General features: G+C 63.7%; 1 protein-coding gene. It reads left to right on the forward strand.

Features of this window, described 5'->3' with window-relative positions; translation table 11 throughout:
- Positions 1-85 precede the first annotated feature (85 nt).
- A protein-coding gene (locus IED13_RS28470) for an IS3 family transposase (RefSeq protein ID WP_191126137.1) occupies positions 86-1,304 on the forward strand; the annotation gives its coding sequence in 2 pieces (ribosomal slippage) (positions 86-422 and positions 422-1,304; 1,220 coding nt annotated over the 2 pieces). This gene is flagged as partial in the annotation.

A 1,304-nucleotide genomic window follows, 5' to 3' on the forward strand; every position in this document is an offset into this window, starting at 1 on the left:
TGTCCGCCGTCAGCGCCCTTGAGACAGATTCGGGATTTTCGGGAAGGGAGGATTTCTGGATCATCGCAGCCATTCAGGAGCGCAGATGAGACAGAAATCGGTGCCGGAGAAAGCTCCGGCAGAGCAGGTGGTGAAGGACATCCGGCGCGCGACGCGCCGGCAGTTTTCCGCCGAAGAGAAGATCCGCATCGTGCTGGAAGGCGTGCGCGGCGAGGAGAGCATCGCCGAGTTGTGCCGGCGCGAGGGGATCGCCGCGTCGATGTATTACGGCTGGTCGAAGGAGTTCCTCGACGCCGGCAAGCGCCGGCTGGCCGGTGACACGGCACGGGCAGCGACATCCGACGAGGTCAAGGAACTGCGCCGTGAGGCGAAGGCCCTGAAGGAGGCCGTGGCCGATCTGACCCTGGAAAACCGCCTGCTCAAAAAAAGCATGCTGGCGGATGGGGAGGACGACACATGAGATATCCCGCGTCCGAGAAGGCCGAGATCATCCGCCTGGTCGAGGCCTCGCACCTGCCGGCGCGGCGCACACTGGACAAGCTCGGCATCCCGCGCGCCACGTTTTATCGTTGGTATGATCGCTATCGCACCGGCGGGATCGAGGCGCTCGCCGATCACCGCTCGCGGCCCGATCGCGTCTGGAACCGGATCCCCGAGACGATCCGGGCCGAGATCATCGAACTGGCGCTGCGCGAAACCGAACTCAGTCCGCGCGAGCTGGCGGTGCGCTTCACCGACCAGAAGAGCTACTTCGTCTCGGAAGCTTCGGTGTATCGGCTGCTGAAGGCGCATGACCTGATCACCAGCCCAGCCCACATCGTCATCAAGGCGGCGTCCGAGTTCAAGGACAAGACCACGGCGCCGAACCAGCTCTGGCAGACCGACTTCACCTACCTGAAGATCACCGGCTGGGGTTGGTATTATCTCTCAACCGTCCTCGACGACTTCTCGCGCTATATCGTCGCCTGGAAGCTCTGCGCCACGATGCGCGCCGACGACGTCACCGCCACGCTTGATCTGGCGCTGGCGGCGGCTGGGCTCGACCGGATCACTGTCGCGCACCGGCCGAGGCTGTTGAGCGACAACGGTTCGTCCTACATCTCGGCCGACCTTGCCGCCTGGCTCGATGGCAAGGGCATGCAGCATGTTCGTGGCGCGCCTTACCATCCCCAGACGCAGGGCAAGATCGAGCGCTGGCACCAGACCCTGAAGAACCGCATCCTGCTCGAGAATTACTACCTGCCGGAGGATCTCGAACGGCAGGTCGCAGCCTTCGTCGAGCATTACAACCAGGCCCGCTATCA

The sequence above is a fragment of the Allobosea spartocytisi genome, assembly GCF_014764685.1.
GTDB classification, from domain to species: Bacteria; Pseudomonadota; Alphaproteobacteria; order Rhizobiales; family Beijerinckiaceae; genus Allobosea; species Allobosea spartocytisi.